We start from the raw sequence: 20,047 nt of genomic DNA on the forward strand, positions 1-20,047 counted from the left end.
CCCCGGCCCTCTCCCACGGGGAGAGGGGGAAAACCAACAGGAGCTCAAGGTGTCTTCTTTACCCCCTCCAGAATACAGCCGCAATATGCGGCTGATTGGCCATAGCGATCAGGGCGGTCGCCCGGACGGCGTGCAGCTGATGGTGCACCGCGGTTTCGCCTATATCGGCCATATGGTGTCGCAGGGCTTTTCGATTGTCGACGTGCGCGATCCGAAGAACCCGAAAGCGGCGGGCTACGTGCCCGCGCCGCCCGGCACCTGGAACGTGCATCTGCAGGCGCATGATGACCTGCTGCTGGTGATCAACGCCCGGGATCTGTTTGCCGATGCCCGCTTTGCCGACGAAAAGGTCTACTACACCCGCCAGGTGGGAGAGACCGTCAGCGACGTGCAGGACAAAGGCTGGAGCGCCGGGCTGCGCGTGTTTGATATCTCCACGCCGGACAGGCCGCGCGAAATCGGCTTTCTGTCGCTGAGCGGGATTGGCATTCACCGCATCTGGTACGTCGGCGGCCGCTGGGCGTACGTGTCGGCGCTGATCGATGGCTTTACCGACTACATCTTTCTGACCATCGATCTGGCGGACCCGCGTAGGCCCGAAGTGGCCGGGCGCTGGTGGTTGCCGGGGATGAACCAGGCCGAAGGTGAGAAGCCGAACTGGCCGGAAGGGAAACGCTACGCCCTGCACCACGCGATTATCGCGGGGGATACCGCGTACGGCAGCTGGCGCGACGGCGGCCTGACGCTGCTGGACGTGAAGGATCGTACCCAGCCGAAGCTGATTAGCCACCGTAACTGGAGTCCGCCGTTTGGCGGCGGGACGCACACCGCGCTGCCGCTGTCGGACCGCGATCTACTGGTGGTGCTGGACGAAGCGGTGCTGGATAACCAGGAAGACGGCGAGAAGCTGATCTGGCTGTTTGATATTCGCGAGCCGTCGAACCCGGTAAGCATCTCGACCTTCCCGCAGCCGGACGAAACTGACTACGTGGCGAAAGGGGCGCATTTCGGGCCGCATAACCTGCACGAGAACCGGCCGGGGAGCTTTGTCAGCTCCACGCTGATTTTTGCCACGTATCAGAACGCGGGCGTGCGCGCGTATGACATCTCCAATCCGTATCGTCCGGTGGAAACCGGCGCGCTGGTGCCTGCTGCACCGGAGAAAATGATGGATACCCGTCCGAATCGCCCGCAGGTGATCCAGTCGTGTGACGTGTTTGTGGATGCGCAGGGGATTATCTACAGCACGGATTATAACGGTGGGCTGTCGGTGATTGAGTATTTGGGGTGAGTTTTTGCCGGGTGGCGGCTTCGCCTTACCGGGCCTACATTTTGCACCCGTAGGCCCGGTAAGGCGAAGCCGCCACCGGGCAAATGCACTCAGCTGTATTGTCGCACCCGCGCCACCAGATCTTCCGCGCTGTCGATACGGTCTGCAATCACAATCAGCGCCTTGCCGAGCGTTATCGCGTGGCGAAGGCATTCGTGGCGCATCGCCTCGTCCTGAATGGTGTCGATATCCGCGACGTGGGAAAGCCCGACGCTGCGGCGAATGAGCTCGGTGCCGCAGAAGCCGATGGCATCATGCCAGGCCTTTTTCAGGAAGGCGGAGGCATAGCCCGGCGCGCTGAGCGCGGCGTCGCGTGTTTTCTCGTGTGCCAGCGCCTGGAATCGCTCCGCGAAGGTGTTCCACAGTTCCTGAATATCGGTCAGGCGCTGCTCGCGGGCGGCGGCGGCATCGCGAATGCCCAGATGCCCTGGCAGGCCGCAGAAGTTCAACAGCAGGTTGCCGATAGCGGTGCCGACGTCAAAGCCAATCGGGCCGAAATAGCCGAACTCGGCGTCGATGGCCTTCAGGCTGCCGTCGGCCACAAAAATCGAGCCGCTGTGAATGTCTCCGTGCAGCAGGGCTTCCGCCTGAGAAAAGAAACGGTGCTTCAGGGAGGCCACGGCAATTTTCAGCTGGGCGTCGTCGCGCAGGGCGGCGACGTCATTTTCCAGTTCGGCCGGGTAGCTGTTGCGTTCGTGGATCTGGTACGGATCGTTGAAAAACAGATCTTCGGTGATCTCGCACATCTCCGGATTGATGAATTTTGCCACCTGCGCTTTTTTCTCGTGCGGGTGCAGGTAGAAATCGCTGGTGTGGAACAGCGCGTGCGCGAGGTATTCACCCAGCTGACGCGCCGCCTGCGGGTAGTAAATGTTGCCGATCAGCTCGCCGCGCCAGATGCGATGGCTGGAGAGATCTTCCATCACCATCACCGCCAGCTCCGGGTCGAAGTGGTGGATTTTCACCGTGTGCTGCGGGCTGTGCCGGTAGTGCTCGACCAGGGTTTGCGCCTCCAGACGGGCGCGGTCCAGCGTCAGCGGCCAGGACTCGCCGACGCAGCGCACGTAGGGCAGCGCCTGCTTAACGATGATGCGGCTCACGCCCGCGCTGTCGAAAATTTTAAAGACCAGATTGAGGTTGCCGTCGCCTACCTCCTGCGCCTCCACCAGCGATGAAGGATCGTCAAGGCCGCCAAACTGCCTGGCATACTCCACGGCGTCCTGAGCGGTAAAGGTACGGTATTGCGACATGGCCTGCTCCTCACGGTTTGCTAATAAAGACATGTAGACGTCTATACATCTGGATTTCATCCTGACACAATGTGCTACAACAACGCAACAGGGAATTAACGACATGCAGACATTACAGACGACCAGCCTGCGGGTAGCGGATAATCAGCTCTTTATTCTCGACCAGCAGGCCCTTCCGCAGGAGAAACGCTGGCTGGATGCCTCAACGGTAGAGGCGCTGGTGGGGCATATTCACGCCCTGCGGGTGCGCGGCGCGCCGCTGATCGGTCTCTCTGCAAGTCTGCTGCTGGCGCTGCTGGCGGAAAACGGCAAAAGCCGTGACGAGCTGGCGGTGGCGCTGGAAACCCTGCGCGCATCCCGCCCGACGGCGGTGAACCTGATGAACAACCTTGACCGCATGAAGATTGCGCTGTGGCAGGAAGAGTATGTTCCGGCGCTGGTCGCGGAGGCGCTGCGCCTGATCGACGAAGACAAACGGCTCTGTGACGCCATTGCGCAAGCGGGCAGCGCGCTGGTGAAGCCCGGCAGCCGCCTGCTGACCCACTGCAACACCGGCGGGCTGGCAACGGCGGGCGTCGGTACGGCGCTGGGCGTGATTGCTCGCGCGCATCAGGAGGGCAAGGTCAGCAACGTCTGGGTGGATGAAACCCGTCCGCTGCTGCAGGGTGGCAGACTGACCGCGTGGGAGCTTGGCGAGCTGGGCGTACCGTATCAGCTGATTACCGATTCCATGGCCGCCAGCCTGATGGCGAAAGGGCTGGTGGATGCCGTGTGGGTGGGCGCAGACCGCATTGCGGCTAACGGCGACGTGGCGAATAAGATCGGCACCTATTCTCTGGCGGTGCTGGCGAAATTCCACGGCATTCCGTTCTATGTGGCCGCGCCGCAAACGACCCTCGATCCGGACTGCCCGAACGGTGATGCGATCCCGATTGAGCAGCGCGCCGCAAGCGAGGTGACGGGCGTCGCCGGAAGCTTTGGCGCGGTGCAGTGGGCGCCGGAAAACGCGCAGGTCTACAACCCGGCGTTTGACGTTACGCCAGCCTCGCTGATTAGCGGCTGGGTGCTGGATACGGGCGTGGTCACGCCGGACGCGGTGGCAAACGGGAAATTCGCCTGAGTCGGGCTATTCTTTAAGGGGTTTCCCTGAGAGGACAATATCGTGACGCTCGATCCTGAAACAGACTTAAAACTGGAGCGCGTGGTGGATGCCCCGCGCGACCTGCTGTGGCTTTGCTGGACTACGCCCGAACACATCAAAAACTTCTTCATTCCTGCTCCCCATAAGGTGACCGAATGCGACCTCGATCTGCGGGTGGGCGGACGGTTCAACACCGTGTTTGAGGTGGATGGGCAGCGGATGGATAACCGGGGTGTCTTCCTTGAAATCGACCCGGGGAAAAAGCTGGTCTTTACCGACAGCTATACCGAAGGCTGGAAACCGGCCGAGAAGCCGTTTATGACGGCGATTTTATTGCTGGAAGATGTCGGGGAGGGCAAAACGCGCTATACGGCGATTGCGCGTCACCCCACGAAGGACATCCGCGAGCAGCACGAGCAGATGGGCTTCCACGAAGGGTGGGGGATTGTGCTGGATCAGCTGGTTGAGTATGTGAAGGGATTGAAGCGTTGAAGCTCGAGCGGCCTGATGCCCTCACCCCGACCCTCTCCCACAGGGAGAGGGAGCAAACACTAAAAACGGCAGCTATAGCTGCCGTTTTGCTTTTACCTATGCCAGCCGTGGATACGCGTCCGCGATCGCATCACCCGTAAACTGGGCCACCCAGCCTTCCGGGTTATCGAAAATACGAATGGCGGTAAAGTTCGGCTCTGAGCCCATATCAAACCAGTGCGGCGTGCCCGCAGGAACGGAGATCAGGTCGTTTTTCTCGCACAGTACCTGATACACCTCATCGCCAATGTGCAGGCAGAACAGCCCTGCGCCTTCCACGAAAAAGCGTACTTCGTCCTCGCCGTGGGTGTGTTCGTTCAGGAACTTCGCGCGCAGCGCCTCTTTCTGCGGATTGTCGGCACGCAGGCTGATCACGTCCCAGCTCTGGTAACCCTTCTCTGCGACCAGTTTGTCGATCGCATGTTGATACGCCGCGATCACGGCTTCAGGCGCGGGATCGTGTCCTAAATCGCGATCCGCCGCCCAGCGTTCAAACCGCACGCCTTTCGCGTTGAGCTGTTGGGCAATCTCGGCGGCGTCGGTACTGTGCCACTGGTGCTGACTGGCGTCTTTATCGGAATAAATGGTCAATGCGCTCATGAAGGGATCTGCTCCGGGTTAATCTCGTCAAACTGGTGGACCTGATGATGGTGGCTTGCGCCGTCATCATCACCGCGAATCAGCTGCAGGGTACGAAAACCTGCCTGTTCAGCTGCGTCCAGCTCCTGATGAATATCGGAGAGGAACAGGATCTGCGACGGGGCGATGCCCGTTTGCGCCGCAATGTTCTGATACGACTGCACCTCGCGCTTGGCGCCGATGTGGGTGTCGAAATAGCCGCTGAACAGATGAGTAATATCACCTTCGTCGCTGTAGCCAAATAACAGTTTCTGCGCAGCAACGGAACCAGAGGAATAAACATAGAGATCAATCCCTTGCGCTTTCCATTTTTCCAGCGCGGGCAGCACGTCCGGGTAGAGATGGCCGGTAAAGTCGCCGTTGACGTAGCCGTCGTGCCAGATGATCCCCTGCAGCGCTTTTAGCGCGGTAGATTTGCGGTCTTCATCCATAAAGGCAAACAGGGCGTCGATAAGCTCGCTGACGCTGGCGTGCGGATTACCGATTTCATCACGCAGGTTGTCCAGAATGGATGTGACCGGCTCGGCGTACTGCTGCGCGGTCACGAAGGCCGCCAGCCGCTCACGCGCGTAGGGGAACAAAACATCATGGACAAAACGAATATCGCTGGTGGTGCCTTCAATATCCGTCACAATCGCGCGAATCATACTCTCTCCAGTTGTCGTAAACGCATTTCACATTCAAACAGGAATTCCAGTCCTTCCAGATGACGGCGGGCTTCGGCCACATCGCGTCCCCAGCAGGTTAAGCCATGGCCGCGCAGAAGAAAACCATAATTAAGCGGGCGTTCCTGCGCGTAATGGGCGATTCGCGAGGCGAGGGCGTCAATGTCCTGGTCGTTATCGAAGACCGGGATAGCCACCGTATCCAGATGCGTGGTCTGCCCGGTGAGGGATTTTTGCATCTCAAAGCCGCTGATGTTGAGCTCGGCTTCTTTGACCAGACGCGAGAGCACCGTGGCGTTGACCGTATGAACGTGCAGGACGGCGTTGGCCTCAGGAAACAGACGATAGATAAGGGTGTGCAGCCCGGTCTCCGCCGACGGTCTGCGGCCAGACGGCGCGCGGTTGGTGGCGATCTCCACCTGGAGAAAATCCTCCGTCGTCAGGCTGCCTTTGTCTTTGCCCGATTCGCTGAGCCAGCAGAGGCGTTCGTCCTGACGCACCGACATATTGCCCCCGGTGGCGGGTGCCCAGCCTTTGGCGCCAATCCAGCGGCAGGCGTCGACCAGATGCGTGAGTTGCAGGTTGTCTGTCATTTTCCTTTTACCCTCTCGGACAGGAATATTCATATTGTTTAGACGTCTAAGCGTCTTGATTGCCAAAGACTAACATCGTGTTATAGTGGCAGCAACATAAGTATTACAAGCAGGCACAGCACAATGAGCATTAACGCATTGATTCCGCAAAGTAAACTTCCCAATCTAGGTACCACCATCTTTACGCAGATGAGCGCCCTGGCGCAGCAGCACAACGCCATTAACCTTTCTCAGGGATTTCCGGATTTCGACGGGCCGACCTATCTGCAGGAGCGTCTGGCGTACCACGTGGCGCAGGGGGCGAATCAGTATGCGCCAATGACGGGCGTGCAGGCGCTGCGGGAAGCCATTGCGGATAAAACGGCTGAGCTGTATGGCCATAGGCCCGATGCGAACAGCGACATTACGGTGACGGCAGGGGCGACCGAAGCGCTGTATGCGGCCATCACCGCCCTGGTGCGGGCGGGCGATGAAGTCATCTGCTTTGACCCGAGCTACGACAGCTATGCGCCTGCGGTTGAACTCTCCGGCGGCGTGGTGAAACGCGTGGCGTTACAGCCACCGCATTTCCGCCCTGACTGGCAGGCGTTTGCTGCGCTGCTGAGCGACAAAACCCGTCTGGTGATCCTGAATACCCCGCACAACCCGTCCGCGACGGTGTGGCAGAAAACGGACTTCGCCGCGCTGTGGCAGGCGATTGCCGAACGTGAAATCTACGTGCTGAGCGATGAAGTTTACGAGCACATCTGCTTTGCAGAAGAGGGACACGCCAGCGTGCTGGCCCATCCGCAGCTTCGCGAGCGCGCTATCGCCGTCTCGTCGTTCGGTAAGACCTACCATATGACCGGCTGGAAAGTGGGTTACTGCGTCGCACCGGCCGCCATTAGCGCTGAGCTGCGCAAGGTACATCAGTACCTGACCTTTGCTGTGAACACGCCGGCTCAACTAGCCCTGGCGGATATGCTGCGCGCGGAGCCCGAGCATTATCGCGCGCTGCCGCGTTTTTATCGTGAACGTCGGGATCTGTTCGTGACGGCGCTGAGTAAAAGCCGCCTGGAAATTTTGCCGTCTGAAGGAACCTATTTCCTGCTCGCGGACTACAGCGCGATTTCCGATCTGGATGACGTCAGCTTTTGTCAGTGGTTGACAAAAGAGGTGGGGGTGGCCGCCATTCCGCTGTCGGTATTCTGCGCCGATCCCTTCCCACACAAGCTGATCCGTCTTTGCTTTGCCAAGCAGGAATCGACGCTGCTGGCGGCGGCAGAGCGTTTGAACACGCTCTGATTATTTTACCGTCCAGGCTTCGGAATAGCGACGGTCTGCAAACAGCGCCAGCAGACCGTTGATTTGCTTGAGGCGCAGCACCTCGTCGCTGTCCATTCCGAGCTCTTTGCCAATTCGCTCATCATTCCAGCTGAGCTGTGCCAGTTCGCGCACGATCTCTGACATGGCGTTAATCTGGTGCCGACCCCGCGCCCGGTTGTGACGGATCGTGGCGGCCATACGGTCATGCTTTTCCTGTCGGTCCTGGCGCAGGCAGGTGACGGGGAGATATCCCTTGAGCTGGCGCTTCAACGCCGCCCGATTTTTGCCGATTTCATGGCGGTGGAAACCATCCACAATTTCGTAATGTTGCGGTTCACTTTCCGTTACGACAATAGGTTGGGTGAATCCATCGAGTTCCAGCGACTTGCTGAGCAGCCGTTTTTCTGGAGGGGCAACGTTGTTGGGGTTGTAGTCGTTAGCGGTAATCGCGTCCTGTTTGATCCAAAGCACGCAGTCTATCGGTTGCTCACGAAAAGGACTGTTTTTATGGATCGCTTCACGAAAAGCATTGATGGCGTTAATCCGATCCTCTTCGGGAAGAGACTGCAGGTACGTTTCGATCTCGGTGATTAATCGTTGTCGCATAATATGCCCCACTCCTTGCGTTTCGCCTTCACTCTTTCACTGTAGCGCTGATAATGTTTGGGTTTATTTGGACTGAACGACAGCGCTCTGCACCAGTAGTCGTTATTAAGGATAACCTTGCAAATACGGCGCCATGAGGGAATGTCTTTGGCACCGATATCACCGTCCTGGGTGTCGGGAATATCCTCTATGCCTTTCTTCTGATACCAGCGCAGATAAATGGCGATTTTATTGCGGTAATGCTCAGCCGTATTTTGCGGCATGCTGTCGAGCAGCAGCAGGGCATATTCGCGCCAGCAGAGGTGATCGGGTTTCAGGATTTTCCGGTGACCATAAAAGTGGTTATCGTGCCCGGCGTAAATTCCTCCGCTGCGCACGCCGCTCACGCGCTCGCACATGGCCGCCCAGCGATCGGGCTCAACAACATGGTAGAGCCATAATCCCTGACGCTGCTCCGGACCAAAGGGCTCACAAATACGCATATAGCGGGGCGGCACGCCAGCCTGGAACATCAGGTCATAGAGTGGGTTATAGCAACATCCCGATTTGGCGAACCAGGTCCAGATATCGGCGGTTTTCCAGTCATAGAGAGGGTAGATATACCAGGCATGTCCCCCCGGGGCGACGGTTGTCCAGGGTTTATCATCGGCAAACCGTTGTTTACGCGCTGACGCGATAGCCAGAAAACGGTTGTAAGATTCATCGGCGCGGATGCCAATCATCACCGCCGCCGGGCGATTGTGAGAGAACCAGTCGGAGAAGCTGCGAACAAAAGTTTCAAACGTCATGCCGGGCTGGTAGAAGGGAAAAAAAGCGGGATCGGTTATCGCACCGTCAGGGGGCTGGCGGACCCATCGGGTGCCGGGTTCCCAGCATTGCCATTCCGGCTGAAATTGCGACAGGGAATTTTGCGTTGTCAGGGGAAGCGCGACCCACCAGAAATGGCCGATGATATCGCTGTATAACTCGCGCATACGTTCAACATGGGTGATGGTATGGCTAAACTGCGCTTCCCAGTCGATAAAGAGAACGTCTATTTTTATATTCATCTGTCGCGCCTGCCGGGCAACCAGGTGCAGCATGGTGGTGGAGTCTTTACCTCCTGAAAAAGAGACACAGATCCTCGGTAAATTTTCGAGAGTCCATTTTATTCGTTCCTGAGCCGCAGAAAGAACATCCTGATTAAGAGGATACTTATAAATTGACATATTTGTTCTCATCCTGAGGAATAAATACCAGACGTTAGTGTCAATACTAGAGTGAGAATGATATCAGTCAATAATTTATGATGTGTATAAAGTTAATGCTGAATGTTTATATAACGATGGTGTATGTTTCTGGAAAAGGTGGTTCCCATCCTGTGTGAAAACCACGCTAACATCTCACGGTAAAGTTATTTCTTCAATAAAACTCGCGAATGCTGAGCTATTCAGTGCGGAGCGATTATACATCATGTAAATATCAATGCTGGGAAATTGAATGTCTGTCTCTACTTTGCGCAGGTTAAGCGCTGGACCATATTGTTCAAAGGCCGGCGTGGGCGCTAACCCTATGAGGTCGGATGAACTGATCACCGACAGAAGGGATATAAAAGAGTCGCTTCGATAAACGATATTTCTTTCGGTTAACAGGCTCTCGGCTTTTTCCTGGTAGTCTTTGACGCTGTTCTCATCGCTCAGGTAGGCGGTGAACTGTTCATTCAGAATCTCTTCACGCGTGGGATTTCCGCTCAAGCGGGGATGATCATTCCGGCAAACGAGCACAAAAGGCAGCTTATGGAAAAGGCTGGAGGCAATTGAGCGGCTGCTTGAGGAGGAAAAAGAAAATATCAGGTCGGCTTTTCGGTAAGCCAGGAGATCTTCTGCTGAATCAGGGGCAAGAAAAACATCATGTAATTCAATCGAATAGTTATACTTGTTCATGAGCAGTTTCATTGGCTCAAGCATCGTTTTGGTGCTCATAAACTGCGGGCAGTAAATGACAAAATTCTTCTTCAACCCGCTGCTGTGCATGATATTGATAGTCTGCTCAAGCTGGTTCAGGTTCTGTTCCAGATGATGATGCAAATTGACGCCGACGGTCGTGGGCGTGATCCCTTTACCGGAACGGATAAACAGAGGATCGTTGAGTTGTCCTCGCAGGCGTTGCAGTGACTGACTCACGGCAGAGGGTGTGATATACAGCGTCTCGGCGGCTTTACTGATACTAAGATGTTGATAAATGCACTCGAAAATGACTAACAGATTAAGATCGAATTTTTTAAGGTCGTAGAGGTTTGCCATGTTTCGTCCTGAGGATGCTGTGTTTGCTGTGGTTATCACATCACTGATAACTATAGTTTGAAGTTAACCATTTACAATCCTTTCGATTAACCCTCTTAAATTTAAATTAAATTCACCTTAATATATCATGACGCCAGATTATTGAAATAGTGCTTCAATGAACATTAAGATAATTTTATCTCAGATGTTGGAGTGAGCATTTTAAATAACAATTGTCATTTATATATTGAGGTATTTTTATAATGAAAATAAATTTATAACGTCCCGAAATGATGTTTGGCAAAACCTATCGCAGCCATAGGCAGGAATACCTCTCTTATGGATTGCCCAATTCCTGAACGGGTGGTGTAATCAAAGGGCTGTTACCCCTTGATATAAAGGGTTGTAGAGCGCAACGCAACGCCAGCTTCGGCTGGCACTGAATGTACCTGCGGGGAATTCAGGTATCAGGGCCGCCCGTTGAGGCGGCCTTTTTACTTTCAGGCTTTCCTGTAAAAGGTTCACCTTGTTGTCTTGTCGACGTTGTAAGGTTTGGCTGATTGATTTGATAAAGCATACGCATTAGCCCCGATGGATAAAGTTGGTTACCTTACATCTCAACGAAAACACGGAGGAAGTACAGATGTCTTTGATTAACACTAAAATTAAACCTTTCAAAAACCAGGCGTTCAAAAACGGTGAGTTCATCGAAGTAACCGAGAAAGATACCGAAGGTCGCTGGAGCGTCTTCTTCTTCTATCCGGCTGACTTCACCTTCGTTTGCCCGACCGAACTGGGCGACGTGGCTGACCATTATGACGAACTGCAGAAGCTGGGCGTAGACGTTTACTCTGTGTCTACCGATACCCACTTCACCCACAAAGCATGGCACAGCAGCTCTGAAACCATCGCAAAAATCAAATACGCGATGATCGGCGACCCGACTGGCGCCCTGACCCGTAACTTCGACAACATGCGTGAAGATGAAGGCCTGGCTGACCGCGCCACCTTCGTTGTTGACCCGCAGGGTATTATCCAGGCTATCGAAGTTACCGCTGAAGGTATCGGCCGTGATGCGTCTGACCTGCTGCGTAAAGTGAAAGCAGCGCAGTACGTGGCTTCTCACCCAGGCGAAGTGTGCCCGGCGAAATGGAAAGAAGGCGAAGCGACTCTCGCTCCATCCTTAGACCTGGTCGGCAAGATCTAAGTCTGTAAAGCCTGGCGGGGCTGCGCTTGCACAGGCCTACAGTATCGTAGGCCGGGTAAACGAAGTGCCACCCGGCAATCAATGGGCGCCCCCGCGCCCATTTCATTCCAGCACCATGATGCAAGTTGCATTCAGGCCGCCTGTGTAAGGCAGCTTGCATGATGACGTTTTAAGAGAGGGAAGAATAATGCTCGACACTAATATGAAAACCCAGCTCAAGGCCTATCTTGAGAAACTGACCAAACCCGTTGAGCTGATTGCCACGCTGGACGACAGCGCGAAATCGGCAGAGATCAAGGAACTGCTGGTTGAGATCGCCGAACTGTCGCCAAAAGTGACCTTCAAAGAAGATAATTCGCTTAACGTCCGTAAGCCTTCTTTCCTGATTACTAACCCAGGCTCTGAGCTGGGGCCGCGCTTTGCCGGCTCGCCGCTGGGTCACGAATTTACCTCGCTGGTGCTGGCGCTGCTGTGGACCGGTGGTCATCCGTCGAAAGAGGCGCAGGCGCTGCTGGAGCAGATCCGCGATATCGACGGCGATTTCGAGTTTGAAACTTATTACTCGCTCTCCTGCCATAACTGCCCGGACGTGGTGCAGGCGCTGAACCTGATGTCGGTCCTCAACCCGCGCATCAAGCACACGGCAATTGACGGCGGTACCTTCCAGAATGAAATCACCGATCGCAACGTGATGGGCGTTCCGGCGGTGTATCTGAACGGTCAGGAATTCGGTCAGGGTCGTATGACGCTGACGGAAATCGTTGCCAAAGTGGATACCGGCGCCGAAAAACGTGCGGCGGAAGCACTGAACAAACGCGATGCCTACGACGTGCTGATCGTCGGTTCCGGTCCGGCGGGCGCGGCGGCGGCGGTGTACTCCGCGCGTAAAGGGATCCGCACTGGCCTGATGGGCGAGCGCTTCGGTGGCCAGGTACTGGATACCGTGGACATTGAAAACTATATCTCCGTGCCGAAAACCGAAGGTCAGAAGCTGGCGGGGGCGCTGAAGGCGCACGTCAGCGACTACGACGTGGACGTGATCGACAGCCAGAGCGCCAGCAGGCTGGTACCTGCTGCTGTTGAGGGTGGTTTACACCACATTGAAACCGCCTCCGGCGCGGTGCTGAAAGCGCGCAGCATCATCATTGCCACCGGTGCGAAATGGCGCAACATGAACGTCCCGGGTGAAGATCAGTATCGCACCAAAGGCGTGACCTACTGCCCGCACTGCGACGGCCCGCTGTTTAAAGGTAAACGCGTGGCGGTGATCGGCGGCGGTAACTCCGGCGTGGAAGCGGCTATCGACCTGGCGGGGATTGTTGAACACGTCACCCTTCTGGAGTTCGCACCAGAGATGAAGGCCGACCAGGTTCTGCAGGACAAAGTTCGCAGCCTGAAAAACGTCGACATCATACTGAACGCGCAGACCACGGAAGTGAAGGGCGACGGCAGCAAGGTGACCGGTCTGGAATACCGTGACCGCGTGAGCGGCGACGTTCACAGCGTGCAGCTTTCAGGGATCTTCGTGCAGATTGGTCTGCTGCCAAACACCACCTGGCTGGAAGGCGCGATTGAGCGCAACCGCATGGGCGAAATCATCATCGATGCGAAGTGTGAAACCAGCGTGAAGGGCGTGTTTGCGGCGGGTGACTGTACTACCGTGCCGTACAAACAGATCATCATCGCCACGGGCGAAGGGGCGAAGGCGTCGCTGAGTTCGTTTGACTATCTGATTCGCACCAAAACCGCATAAGAAAAGAAAGTAAGGCGATACCTGCAATAGCGAGAGGCCACCGAAAGGTGGCCTCTTTTTTTATCTGACGACCATCACCGGTATGTGTGTGTGGCGGATCACGCTGGAGGCGTTAGAGCCCAGCAGATGTGTGGTAATGGAAGGGTTGCGCGAACCGATGACCACCACGTCTGCCTTCAACTCGTTCGCCAGTTCATTTACCGCATCACGTACGCTGCCGAATCTGACGTGCGTTTTGATCCGTGAAGGGTCAATACTGAAGTGGCTGACCATGGTTTGCAGACGCGTTTCCGCTTCATGCTGCAAATGCTCCTCGAAGCGGCGCACATCGGCAGCGAAGCGGTGCAGGCTCAGGCTGGCTGATCCCGGGAGCACGTGCAACAGATGGATGACACCGTCCTGCTGCGCCAGGAACTCCGCGTGGCGAACGGCCTTGTCGCTCAACTCCATCTCAAAAACATCAACCGGCATAATGATTCTCTGATACATACCCGTTTCTCCTTGTTTATAAACGCTGTACTCATTCAACCACAAAATATTAATGGTTTCTGTAAGCGCCCCGTCAGTTTTCTTATCTCGCCAGGATAAATCTCAAAAGACCCGTATTCCGGGGCAGACCTTCATGGGTAGCTACCCTTATAGACTTACCTGGAACCTTTCGGAGGTCGCATGAAAGCACTTACGTATCACGGTCCACACCATGTTCGCGTCGAGAATGTCCCTGACCCCATCATCGAACAGCCCGACGATATCATTCTGCGCGTCACGGCCACGGCGATCTGCGGCTCCGATTTGCATCTCTATCGCGGAAAGATCCCGAAGGTGCAGCACGGCGATATTTTTGGCCATGAGTTTATGGGGGAAATCGTCGAGTGCGGTGCAGAGGTAAAGAATTTGCAAAAAGGCGATCGCGTGGTGATCCCCTTTGTCATCGCATGCGGGGACTGTTTCTTCTGTCGTCTGCAGCAATACGCGGCCTGTGAGAATACCAATGCCGGGCAGGGCGCCGCGCTGAACAAAAAGCAAATCCCCGCGCCGGCCGCGCTGTTTGGCTATAGCCACCTCTACGGCGGTGTGCCGGGGGGACAGGCGGAATACGTTCGCGTGCCGAAGGGGAACGTCGGGCCGTTTAAAGTCCCGCAGCTTCTTTCTGATGATAAAGCACTTTTCCTTTCCGACATTTTGCCCACGGCCTGGCAGGCGGCAAAAAATGCGCAGATTGCAAAAGGTTCAAGCGTAGCCGTTTTCGGCGCCGGGCCGGTGGGGCTACTGACCATTGCCTGCGCACGGCTGCTGGGGGCTGAGCAGATCTTTGTTATCGATCACCACCCGTACCGGTTGCGATTTGCCGAGGCACGATACGGCGCAATTCCCATCAACTTTGATGATGACAACGACGCCGCGGAAAAAATCATCGAGCAGACCGCGGGCCAGCGCGGCGTTGACGCCGTGATTGATGCGGTCGGGTTTGAAGCGAAAGGCAGCACCACGGAAACGATCCTCAGCAATCTAAAAATTGAAGGCAGCAGCGGCAAAGCGTTGCGTCAATGCATTGCTGCCGTGCGGCGCGGTGGGGTAGTTAGCGTACCCGGCGTGTACGCCGGGTTTATCCATGGCTTCCTGTTTGGCGATGCCTTTGATAAGGGGCTGACGTTTAAGATGGGTCAGACGCACGTCCATGCCTGGCTGGGTGAACTGTTACCGCTGATCGAAAAAGGGCTGCTTACGCCGGAAGAGATCGTGACCCATTATCTCCCCCTTGCGGATGCGGAACGCGCCTATAAGATTTTCGAAAAACGGGAGGAGGAGTGCCGGAAGGTGATTCTGGTCCCGGGCGCAGAGACCCCCGAAGCCGCAGAGCAGACCGTCAAGGGCCTGGTGAATGCCTTCCCGGGTGGGGTGGCTTGAGAATGTTCGCTTACCAGTGGCGTTCAAGATAGAGCACTGCCGTGACGATAATCGCCACAAAAATCAGAAAGATAAGTGTGATAACGCCTATCTCACTCATGACCGTCCCCGCGGCACCAAAACAGATTAAGCGTGGATTAAGGCCATTTTGCGCGGTATAGGAAAATCGTGTGAATTTGCGGAAAGAGGATGCGGCGGCATCCTCTGTGCAAAGCGGATAGGCGCTTATTCAGAAGAGATTAACGCAGGTAATCGCCTGCGGCTTCTGGCTGGTAGAGCAGCTCCAGCACTTCCAGATGGGTTGAAGCGCCGCCCGGCAATTCCCAGTGGATCGTATCCCCCGTACGCAGTCCCAGCAGTGCGGCACCCACAGGCGCAAGCACAGAAAGCTGTGCGCTGCTGTCGGTCATCTGCGCCGGGTAAACCAGCGTGCGGGTCAGCTCTTCACCGGTGGTCAGATTGCGGAATTTCACCTGGCTGTTCATGGTGACTACGTCATGCGGCATCGTCTCAGGCGTGCACATCTGTGCCCGGTCGAGTTCTTCATTCAGGGCGTCGGCCACGGGGAGCGAGGCAAATTCTGCTTTTTCCAGCAGCCTGTCGATACGTTCTGCGTCGAGCTCATTGATGATAATGGTAGGTCTGGACATTTTTTACTCCATGTCGTTAATGCTGCGTCTAACGCAGAAACTGATCCAAAAGAAAACCCTCGCCGTCTGGCAGCGAGGGTTTAACTCTCCCGATGATACTGGCTGAGCGCGCAAGTTTGAAGTGATGAAAGTCACATTCATGGTCCATATGAATTTTCGCTGAAATTTATTCAGTCTTCATTCCTGGCGGAATACGTTACGCTGAGTGTCCTGAATCCGGGCGTTGCCCGCCAACGAGAGAGCATTATGTACTTCTACCAACCGTCTCAGGGGCACGGCCTGCCGCATGACCCGCTGAACGCCATTATTGGCCCACGTCCGATAGGCTGGATCTCCTCATGCGATAAGGCCGGTCAGCTGAACCTTGCGCCGTATAGTTTCTTTAACTGCTTTAACTATCGCCCACCGATCATCGGCTTTTCCAGCAACGGCTGGAAGGACAGCGTGCGTAATATTACTGAGACAAAAGAGTTTGTCTGGAATCTGGCGACGCGCGATCTCGCGCAAGCGATGAACCAAACCTCCGCGATGCTTCCCCACGATCGGGATGAATTTAGCTTTGCCGGACTCACGCCAGCGGCCAGCCAGCTGGTTAACGCCCCACGCGTTGCAGAAAGCCCGGTGAATTTTGAGTGTCGACTGTCGCAGTGCATTCAGCTTACCGGTGCCGACGGTACGCCGGTGGAGACGTGGCTGGTGTTGGGGGAGGTGGTCGGTATCCATATTGCCGAAACGCTGCTGGAAGAGGGAATATACCAGACGGCGAAAGCGCAGCCCATCCTGCGTGCGGGTGGGCCGACGGCGTACTATGGCATCAGCGATGAAAACCGGTTTGATATGGTGCGCCCGGGCGCGGATCAGTAGCCGGCTTTATCAATCACGAATTGGTTTCCGCAGTTACCCGGATGTGGCTGCGGGGCAAATGAGGTCGCAGAAAGCGGGTTGTTAATGGCGTTTGCCTTCAGCGAAATCTGCATCTCGGTGAGATACGCCGGATTGCCGTTGCAGGTCAGCTTGAACGCTTTGACGTTCTCGTTGCCCCAGCTTTTGGCCACGGCACTGTCAAAATCACTACGGTTGACGGATTTCCCGTAGTTATCGGCGAGGAATTTTCCGACCGCACTGTTTTTAACCTCCTGATTCATCCGTACCATCGTGCCGAAATAGGCATCCGGGTCAAAACCAAAGCAGACGCCGTGTTTGGCATATTCGTAGCGTTCCAGGCAGGAATTCCCGCCCGCGCCCGGCATCACGTCATTGAGCTTTGCGGCAGCGGAAAGCGACAGTCCGGTTTCGGCGGCATCGCATTTGCGGCTGGCCTTCACTTCCGGCATGTTCGGAATGGGGCGTGTGGCGCAGCCAAAACGCATCCATCGACGGTCATCCACGCCGCGTGCGGCAATAGATTTCGGCAGGCCGGGCCATAACCCGTGAACGGTCAGAAAATCGGCTTTATTCTCGCGCTCTTTTTGCAGGCGACATTCGTCAGGTTCATTACGGTTGCGCTCGACCATGCTCTGGCAAAACCCGGTTTGCCAGGACAAAGCCAGCACATAGCGATCGAAATCGCCATACTGGGTTGCCTTCAGCGGTTCCGCCTGTGCGGAGAAGATACAGAGTGCAAGCGCCATTGCGCCAGACGGGATGACGATATCCTTCCTGAACATATGATTTCCTGATCGAATGAGCGTGATTAATTTCTGAGGGTTATTAAAGCATAAAAAGCGCCCGCAGGCGCTTTTTGGATATCCCTAATTTAGCTTAGGCCGCGCCGGGAACCAGCACTTCCGTGGCGATAATCACGATAATCAGGCCAACCATAACGGGCACTGAGGTACGTTTTACCACTTCGAATGGTGAGATTTTCGCCATCCCGGCAACGGCGACCACCACGCCTGATACCGGGGAGATGGTACGGCCCAGGTTCGACGCTTGCAGCATGGGTATGGAGAGATAGGCCGGGTTAATACCAGAGGAGTGAGCCAGTTTCGGGATCATCTCAACGAAAGCGTAGAAAGGCGCATTACCGGAACCCGTGGTCATCGCCGCCAGCATGGTGAGCACCACCAGAACCAGCATCAGGATAATACTGGCCGATCCGAACGAGGTGGCGATAGAGATCAGGCTCTGGATAAAGCCGATGGTGCTCAGACCCTGGGCAAAAACGCCTGCTGCCACCAGCAGCATCACCACGCCAGCGAAGGCATCCGCCATACCGCGATAGGCAACTTCCAGACCCGAGAACACCTTTTGCGTATTAAAACCACGCACAAATTCCAGCACGGCAGCCAGCAGCATGCAGATAACCAGAATGGTGATGATGTGCAGCTGCGGACCCCATTTGCCGTCAAAAATCAGCACCCCGATAATCGGCGTGAAGGGCAGAATGGCATAAAACGCGGGAGCGGTAGTGGTGATTTCACTCACGTCCATCATTTCATGGCTGATGTTTTCTTTCTTATCGAGATAGCGCTGCCAGAAGAAATGCGCGATACCCATGCCGACAATGGCAACAATGGAGATCGGCAGTGTGGTTTTAAAGGCGAAGTCGATGAGCGACATCTCCGCTGCCTTTGCCGCCAGCACGACGTCGCCGGAGGTAGGGGAAAGAATAATCGCGGCCGGAGACGCGCAAATGGCTGCTGCCGCGCCGCGGCTGATACCGACGTTTACCATGACCGGGAACAGGGTCGCCATCAGCAGTACGCCAAGTCCGGTAGCCGACGAAACGGCCAGCGACATCAGGCAGGCGAGGAAATAGGCGGCGACCATCAGCAGATACGGCGAGTTAATGTACTGCAGGGGTTTTGAGGCAAGTTTAACGACCATGTCGTTGGCGCCGATGTGGGTCATGTAGGCCGCAAAACCACACAGCATCATGATCATCATGCCCAGATCGCCGCCGCGGCTCATGAGCAATATTTTAATGTATTCAACAATATCTGTAGCGGTGTAACCGGTGCTCGTGGCGCTGGCAGGTAACACCTGGTGCCCCATCAGTGCGCTGATAATCAACAGCGTTAAACCGCCAACAAATAATACGCCCGTGGCCGAGTAGCCTTTAATGATGTAGCGCGCGACGCCGACAATGACGACGACTCCAATAAGGAGTTCGAATAGCGTAAGCATGATTTCCCCTGTATCTCTGCTGCAGTGGAGCACAAAAAATCAATAAAAAAAGAAGGATGGAAATGTGCCGAATAATTGGCCTGTTCTTGCTGATTAAAATCAATAAACAGACGACTAGAGAACAGAACAAGCGTGTTTTTGCCATGGCCCATACATTTATACCATGAGGGTCTTGACCATCAGAAATGGCGCAATGTGTCCCAATAATGATAACAAATTGTTAATGTTTTGTGTGGTTTTGCATGTCACTGATTACGAACGCTAAATGGGAAAAGTCACACCTCTTGTAGGCTTATTTGAGCATATCCCCCGATTTCTTTAAGAATATTCCCGGAAAATGGCCGAATAATTAGGAATAACGCCGATGCCGTTAAGCCTTGATTCAACTATTTTATGGTAAACTTTGCCTCGAATACTAAGAATGGTAATTGCATTGTGATCGTACGTAATACATTTTTCTCTGTTTTGTTGTTTATTTTTGGGCAGTTAACGTTTTCTTCTGTTGCACAGGCAGAAGGCAACGCGACGGACAAAGGCTGGTTCTCCACCTTTACGGATAATGTTTCCCAGACCTGGACGGCTCCTGAACATTATGATCTCTATGTTCCGGCAATAACGTGGCATGCGCGTTTTGCTTATGACAAAGAGAAAACCGATAAATACAACGAGCGTCCGTGGGGCGCGGGTTTTGGTCAGTCTCGCTGGGACGAAAAGGGAAACTGGCATGGCATCTATCTGATGGCCTTCAAAGACTCGTTTAATAAATGGGAGCCGATTGGGGGATATGGTTGGGAGAAAACCTGGCGTCCGCTAGCGGACGAGAACTTCCACGTCGGTTTGGGCTATACCGCCGGGGTCACTGCACGTGACAACTGGAACTACATCCCGATCCCGGTGCTGCTGCCTTTGGCCTCTATTGGCTATGGCCCCGCAACGTTCCAGATGACCTACATCCCGGGTACGTACAACAACGGAAACGTTTACTTCGCCTGGATGCGTTTTCAGTTTTAACTGACAAAACGTTACATAGTGGTGAAAAAACGCGCAGGCGTTGATTCATAAACGATAAAAATCTGCCA

Annotated in this window: 21 protein-coding genes; 9 read left to right on the forward strand and 12 right to left on the reverse strand. The window is 55.2% G+C overall.

Annotation, left to right across the window (positions count from 1 at the left end; genetic code table 11):
- The first annotated feature begins 49 nt into the window (after positions 1–49).
- Complete coding sequence (locus AC0TN7_RS17020) at positions 50–1,291, forward strand: LVIVD repeat-containing protein (RefSeq protein ID WP_473702302.1); 1,242 nt, start codon at positions 50–52, stop codon at positions 1,289–1,291.
- 89 nt (positions 1,292–1,380) lie between these two features.
- Here the strand turns inward: AC0TN7_RS17020 and mtnK are convergent, their stop codons facing one another.
- A complete protein-coding gene (mtnK, locus tag AC0TN7_RS17025) occupies positions 1,381–2,580 on the reverse strand; it encodes an S-methyl-5-thioribose kinase (RefSeq protein WP_473702303.1) in 1,200 nt (399 codons plus the stop codon).
- A 103-nt stretch (positions 2,581–2,683) separates the two neighbouring features.
- On the opposite strand from mtnK, the gene mtnA reads away from it, so the two are divergent.
- Both mtnA and AC0TN7_RS17035 read left to right on the forward strand, forming a co-directional pair.
- Positions 2,684–3,700: an S-methyl-5-thioribose-1-phosphate isomerase gene (mtnA, locus tag AC0TN7_RS17030; RefSeq protein WP_048990025.1), complete on the forward strand. Its 1,017-nt coding sequence runs from the start codon at positions 2,684–2,686 to the stop codon at positions 3,698–3,700.
- Between the two features lie 42 nt (positions 3,701–3,742).
- Positions 3,743–4,213, forward strand: coding sequence for an SRPBCC family protein (locus tag AC0TN7_RS17035; RefSeq protein WP_473702304.1), 471 nt, complete (start codon positions 3,743–3,745; stop codon positions 4,211–4,213).
- 96 nt (positions 4,214–4,309) lie between these two features.
- Here AC0TN7_RS17035 and AC0TN7_RS17040 read toward each other — a convergent pair whose 3' ends face one another.
- The 3 genes from AC0TN7_RS17040 to AC0TN7_RS17050 are packed head-to-tail and all read right to left on the reverse strand — an operon-like array spanning position 4,310 to position 6,149.
- A complete protein-coding gene (locus AC0TN7_RS17040; RefSeq protein WP_023315605.1) occupies positions 4,310–4,852 on the reverse strand; it encodes a 1,2-dihydroxy-3-keto-5-methylthiopentene dioxygenase in 543 nt (180 codons plus the stop codon).
- The gene (mtnC, locus tag AC0TN7_RS17045; RefSeq protein ID WP_024906997.1) at positions 4,849–5,538 is read right to left on the reverse strand and encodes an acireductone synthase; all 690 of its coding nucleotides are present in this window, start codon (positions 5,536–5,538) and stop codon (positions 4,849–4,851) included. Before mtnC ends, AC0TN7_RS17040 begins: the two co-directional genes overlap by 4 nt.
- The gene (locus AC0TN7_RS17050; protein ID WP_061715768.1) at positions 5,535–6,149 is read right to left on the reverse strand and encodes a methylthioribulose 1-phosphate dehydratase; all 615 of its coding nucleotides are present in this window, start codon (positions 6,147–6,149) and stop codon (positions 5,535–5,537) included. The genes mtnC and AC0TN7_RS17050 overlap by 4 nt, the downstream gene beginning before the upstream one ends.
- A 123-nt stretch (positions 6,150–6,272) precedes the next feature.
- Between AC0TN7_RS17050 and AC0TN7_RS17055 the strand changes: the two genes are divergently transcribed.
- On the forward strand, positions 6,273–7,433 hold the full coding sequence (locus AC0TN7_RS17055; RefSeq protein WP_473702305.1) for a pyridoxal phosphate-dependent aminotransferase: 1,161 nt from the start codon (positions 6,273–6,275) through the stop codon (positions 7,431–7,433).
- Here the strand turns inward: AC0TN7_RS17055 and AC0TN7_RS17060 are convergent, their stop codons facing one another.
- From AC0TN7_RS17060 to citR, 3 genes are all read right to left on the reverse strand, one after another.
- Positions 7,434–8,060 (reverse strand): IbrB-like domain-containing protein, encoded by a 627-nt coding sequence (locus AC0TN7_RS17060; protein ID WP_473702306.1) that lies wholly within the window; start codon positions 8,058–8,060, stop codon positions 7,434–7,436.
- Complete coding sequence (locus tag AC0TN7_RS17065; RefSeq protein ID WP_473702307.1) at positions 8,045–9,268, reverse strand: phosphoadenosine phosphosulfate reductase; 1,224 nt, start codon at positions 9,266–9,268, stop codon at positions 8,045–8,047. Before AC0TN7_RS17065 ends, AC0TN7_RS17060 begins: the two co-directional genes overlap by 16 nt.
- Positions 9,269–9,442: 174 nt before the next feature.
- Positions 9,443–10,342, reverse strand: coding sequence for a DNA-binding transcriptional repressor CitR (gene citR, locus AC0TN7_RS17070; RefSeq protein WP_024907002.1), 900 nt, complete (start codon positions 10,340–10,342; stop codon positions 9,443–9,445).
- Positions 10,343–10,964: 622 nt separating this feature from the next.
- Here citR and ahpC point away from each other — a divergent pair.
- Together ahpC and ahpF are read left to right on the forward strand one after the other, a co-directional pair.
- Positions 10,965–11,528, forward strand: coding sequence for an alkyl hydroperoxide reductase subunit C (gene ahpC / locus AC0TN7_RS17075; protein ID WP_008501015.1), 564 nt, complete (start codon positions 10,965–10,967; stop codon positions 11,526–11,528).
- Positions 11,529–11,715: 187 nt separating this feature from the next.
- Positions 11,716–13,281: an alkyl hydroperoxide reductase subunit F gene (gene ahpF / locus AC0TN7_RS17080; RefSeq protein WP_024907003.1), complete on the forward strand. Its 1,566-nt coding sequence runs from the start codon at positions 11,716–11,718 to the stop codon at positions 13,279–13,281.
- Between the two features lie 60 nt (positions 13,282–13,341).
- Here ahpF and uspG read toward each other — a convergent pair whose 3' ends face one another.
- Positions 13,342–13,770 (reverse strand): universal stress protein UspG, encoded by a 429-nt coding sequence (gene uspG, locus AC0TN7_RS17085; RefSeq protein WP_023310731.1) that lies wholly within the window; start codon positions 13,768–13,770, stop codon positions 13,342–13,344.
- A gap of 180 nt (positions 13,771–13,950) precedes the next feature.
- On the opposite strand from uspG, the gene AC0TN7_RS17090 reads away from it, so the two are divergent.
- Positions 13,951–15,189: a zinc-dependent alcohol dehydrogenase gene (locus tag AC0TN7_RS17090; protein ID WP_024907005.1), complete on the forward strand. Its 1,239-nt coding sequence runs from the start codon at positions 13,951–13,953 to the stop codon at positions 15,187–15,189.
- A 10-nt stretch (positions 15,190–15,199) separates the two neighbouring features.
- Here the strand turns inward: AC0TN7_RS17090 and yldA are convergent, their stop codons facing one another.
- Both yldA and rnk read right to left on the reverse strand, forming a co-directional pair.
- Positions 15,200–15,289: a small membrane protein YldA gene (gene yldA / locus AC0TN7_RS17095; protein WP_008501020.1), complete on the reverse strand. Its 90-nt coding sequence runs from the start codon at positions 15,287–15,289 to the stop codon at positions 15,200–15,202.
- 139 nt (positions 15,290–15,428) lie between these two features.
- Positions 15,429–15,839, reverse strand: a complete 411-nt coding sequence (gene rnk, locus AC0TN7_RS17100) for a nucleoside diphosphate kinase regulator (RefSeq protein WP_024907006.1) — start codon at positions 15,837–15,839, stop codon at positions 15,429–15,431.
- Positions 15,840–16,085: 246 nt separating this feature from the next.
- Here rnk and AC0TN7_RS17105 point away from each other — a divergent pair, with 246 nt between their 5' ends.
- Positions 16,086–16,703 carry a flavin reductase family protein gene (locus tag AC0TN7_RS17105; protein ID WP_148769598.1) on the forward strand — a complete coding sequence of 206 codons (618 nt, stop codon included), beginning with the start codon at positions 16,086–16,088 and terminating at the stop codon, positions 16,701–16,703.
- Here the strand turns inward: AC0TN7_RS17105 and rna are convergent.
- Both rna and dcuC read right to left on the reverse strand, forming a co-directional pair.
- Positions 16,697–17,506: a ribonuclease I gene (gene rna / locus AC0TN7_RS17110; protein WP_024907007.1), complete on the reverse strand. Its 810-nt coding sequence runs from the start codon at positions 17,504–17,506 to the stop codon at positions 16,697–16,699. The two genes, AC0TN7_RS17105 and rna, sit on opposite strands and share 7 nt — an antisense overlap.
- Before the next feature lie 94 nt (positions 17,507–17,600).
- On the reverse strand, positions 17,601–18,968 hold the full coding sequence (dcuC, locus tag AC0TN7_RS17115) for an anaerobic C4-dicarboxylate transporter DcuC (RefSeq protein WP_032649567.1): 1,368 nt from the start codon (positions 18,966–18,968) through the stop codon (positions 17,601–17,603).
- 393 nt (positions 18,969–19,361) lie between these two features.
- On the opposite strand from dcuC, the gene pagP reads away from it, so the two are divergent.
- On the forward strand, positions 19,362–19,979 hold the full coding sequence (gene pagP, locus AC0TN7_RS17120) for a lipid IV(A) palmitoyltransferase PagP (protein WP_080350496.1): 618 nt from the start codon (positions 19,362–19,364) through the stop codon (positions 19,977–19,979).
- Positions 19,980–20,047: the final 68 nt, after the last annotated feature.

This window comes from Enterobacter sp. PL_is511 (assembly GCF_055816065.1).

Bases quoted from the DNA above. Each gene is read 5' to 3' on its own strand.
- mtnK (WP_473702303.1), bottom strand. From the start codon at position 2,580: ATGTCGCAATACCGTACCTTTACCGCTCAGGACGCCGTGGAGTATGCC.
- mtnA (WP_048990025.1), top strand. From the start codon at position 2,684: ATGCAGACATTACAGACGACCAGCCTGCGGGTAGCGGATAATCAGCTC.
- AC0TN7_RS17040 (WP_023315605.1), bottom strand. From the start codon at position 4,852: ATGAGCGCATTGACCATTTATTCCGATAAAGACGCCAGTCAGCACCAG.
- mtnC (WP_024906997.1), bottom strand. From the start codon at position 5,538: ATGATTCGCGCGATTGTGACGGATATTGAAGGCACCACCAGCGATATT.
- AC0TN7_RS17050 (WP_061715768.1), bottom strand. From the start codon at position 6,149: ATGACAGACAACCTGCAACTCACGCATCTGGTCGACGCCTGCCGCTGG.
- AC0TN7_RS17055 (WP_473702305.1), top strand. From the start codon at position 6,273: ATGAGCATTAACGCATTGATTCCGCAAAGTAAACTTCCCAATCTAGGT.
- AC0TN7_RS17060 (WP_473702306.1), bottom strand. From the start codon at position 8,060: ATGCGACAACGATTAATCACCGAGATCGAAACGTACCTGCAGTCTCTT.
- AC0TN7_RS17065 (WP_473702307.1), bottom strand. From the start codon at position 9,268: ATGTCAATTTATAAGTATCCTCTTAATCAGGATGTTCTTTCTGCGGCT.
- citR (WP_024907002.1), bottom strand. From the start codon at position 10,342: ATGGCAAACCTCTACGACCTTAAAAAATTCGATCTTAATCTGTTAGTC.
- ahpC (WP_008501015.1), top strand. From the start codon at position 10,965: ATGTCTTTGATTAACACTAAAATTAAACCTTTCAAAAACCAGGCGTTC.
- ahpF (WP_024907003.1), top strand. From the start codon at position 11,716: ATGCTCGACACTAATATGAAAACCCAGCTCAAGGCCTATCTTGAGAAA.
- uspG (WP_023310731.1), bottom strand. From the start codon at position 13,770: ATGTATCAGAGAATCATTATGCCGGTTGATGTTTTTGAGATGGAGTTG.
- AC0TN7_RS17090 (WP_024907005.1), top strand. From the start codon at position 13,951: ATGAAAGCACTTACGTATCACGGTCCACACCATGTTCGCGTCGAGAAT.
- yldA (WP_008501020.1), bottom strand. From the start codon at position 15,289: ATGAGTGAGATAGGCGTTATCACACTTATCTTTCTGATTTTTGTGGCG.
- rnk (WP_024907006.1), bottom strand. From the start codon at position 15,839: ATGTCCAGACCTACCATTATCATCAATGAGCTCGACGCAGAACGTATC.
- AC0TN7_RS17105 (WP_148769598.1), top strand. From the start codon at position 16,086: ATGTACTTCTACCAACCGTCTCAGGGGCACGGCCTGCCGCATGACCCG.
- rna (WP_024907007.1), bottom strand. From the start codon at position 17,506: ATGTTCAGGAAGGATATCGTCATCCCGTCTGGCGCAATGGCGCTTGCA.
- dcuC (WP_032649567.1), bottom strand. From the start codon at position 18,968: ATGCTTACGCTATTCGAACTCCTTATTGGAGTCGTCGTCATTGTCGGC.
- pagP (WP_080350496.1), top strand. From the start codon at position 19,362: ATGGTAAACTTTGCCTCGAATACTAAGAATGGTAATTGCATTGTGATC.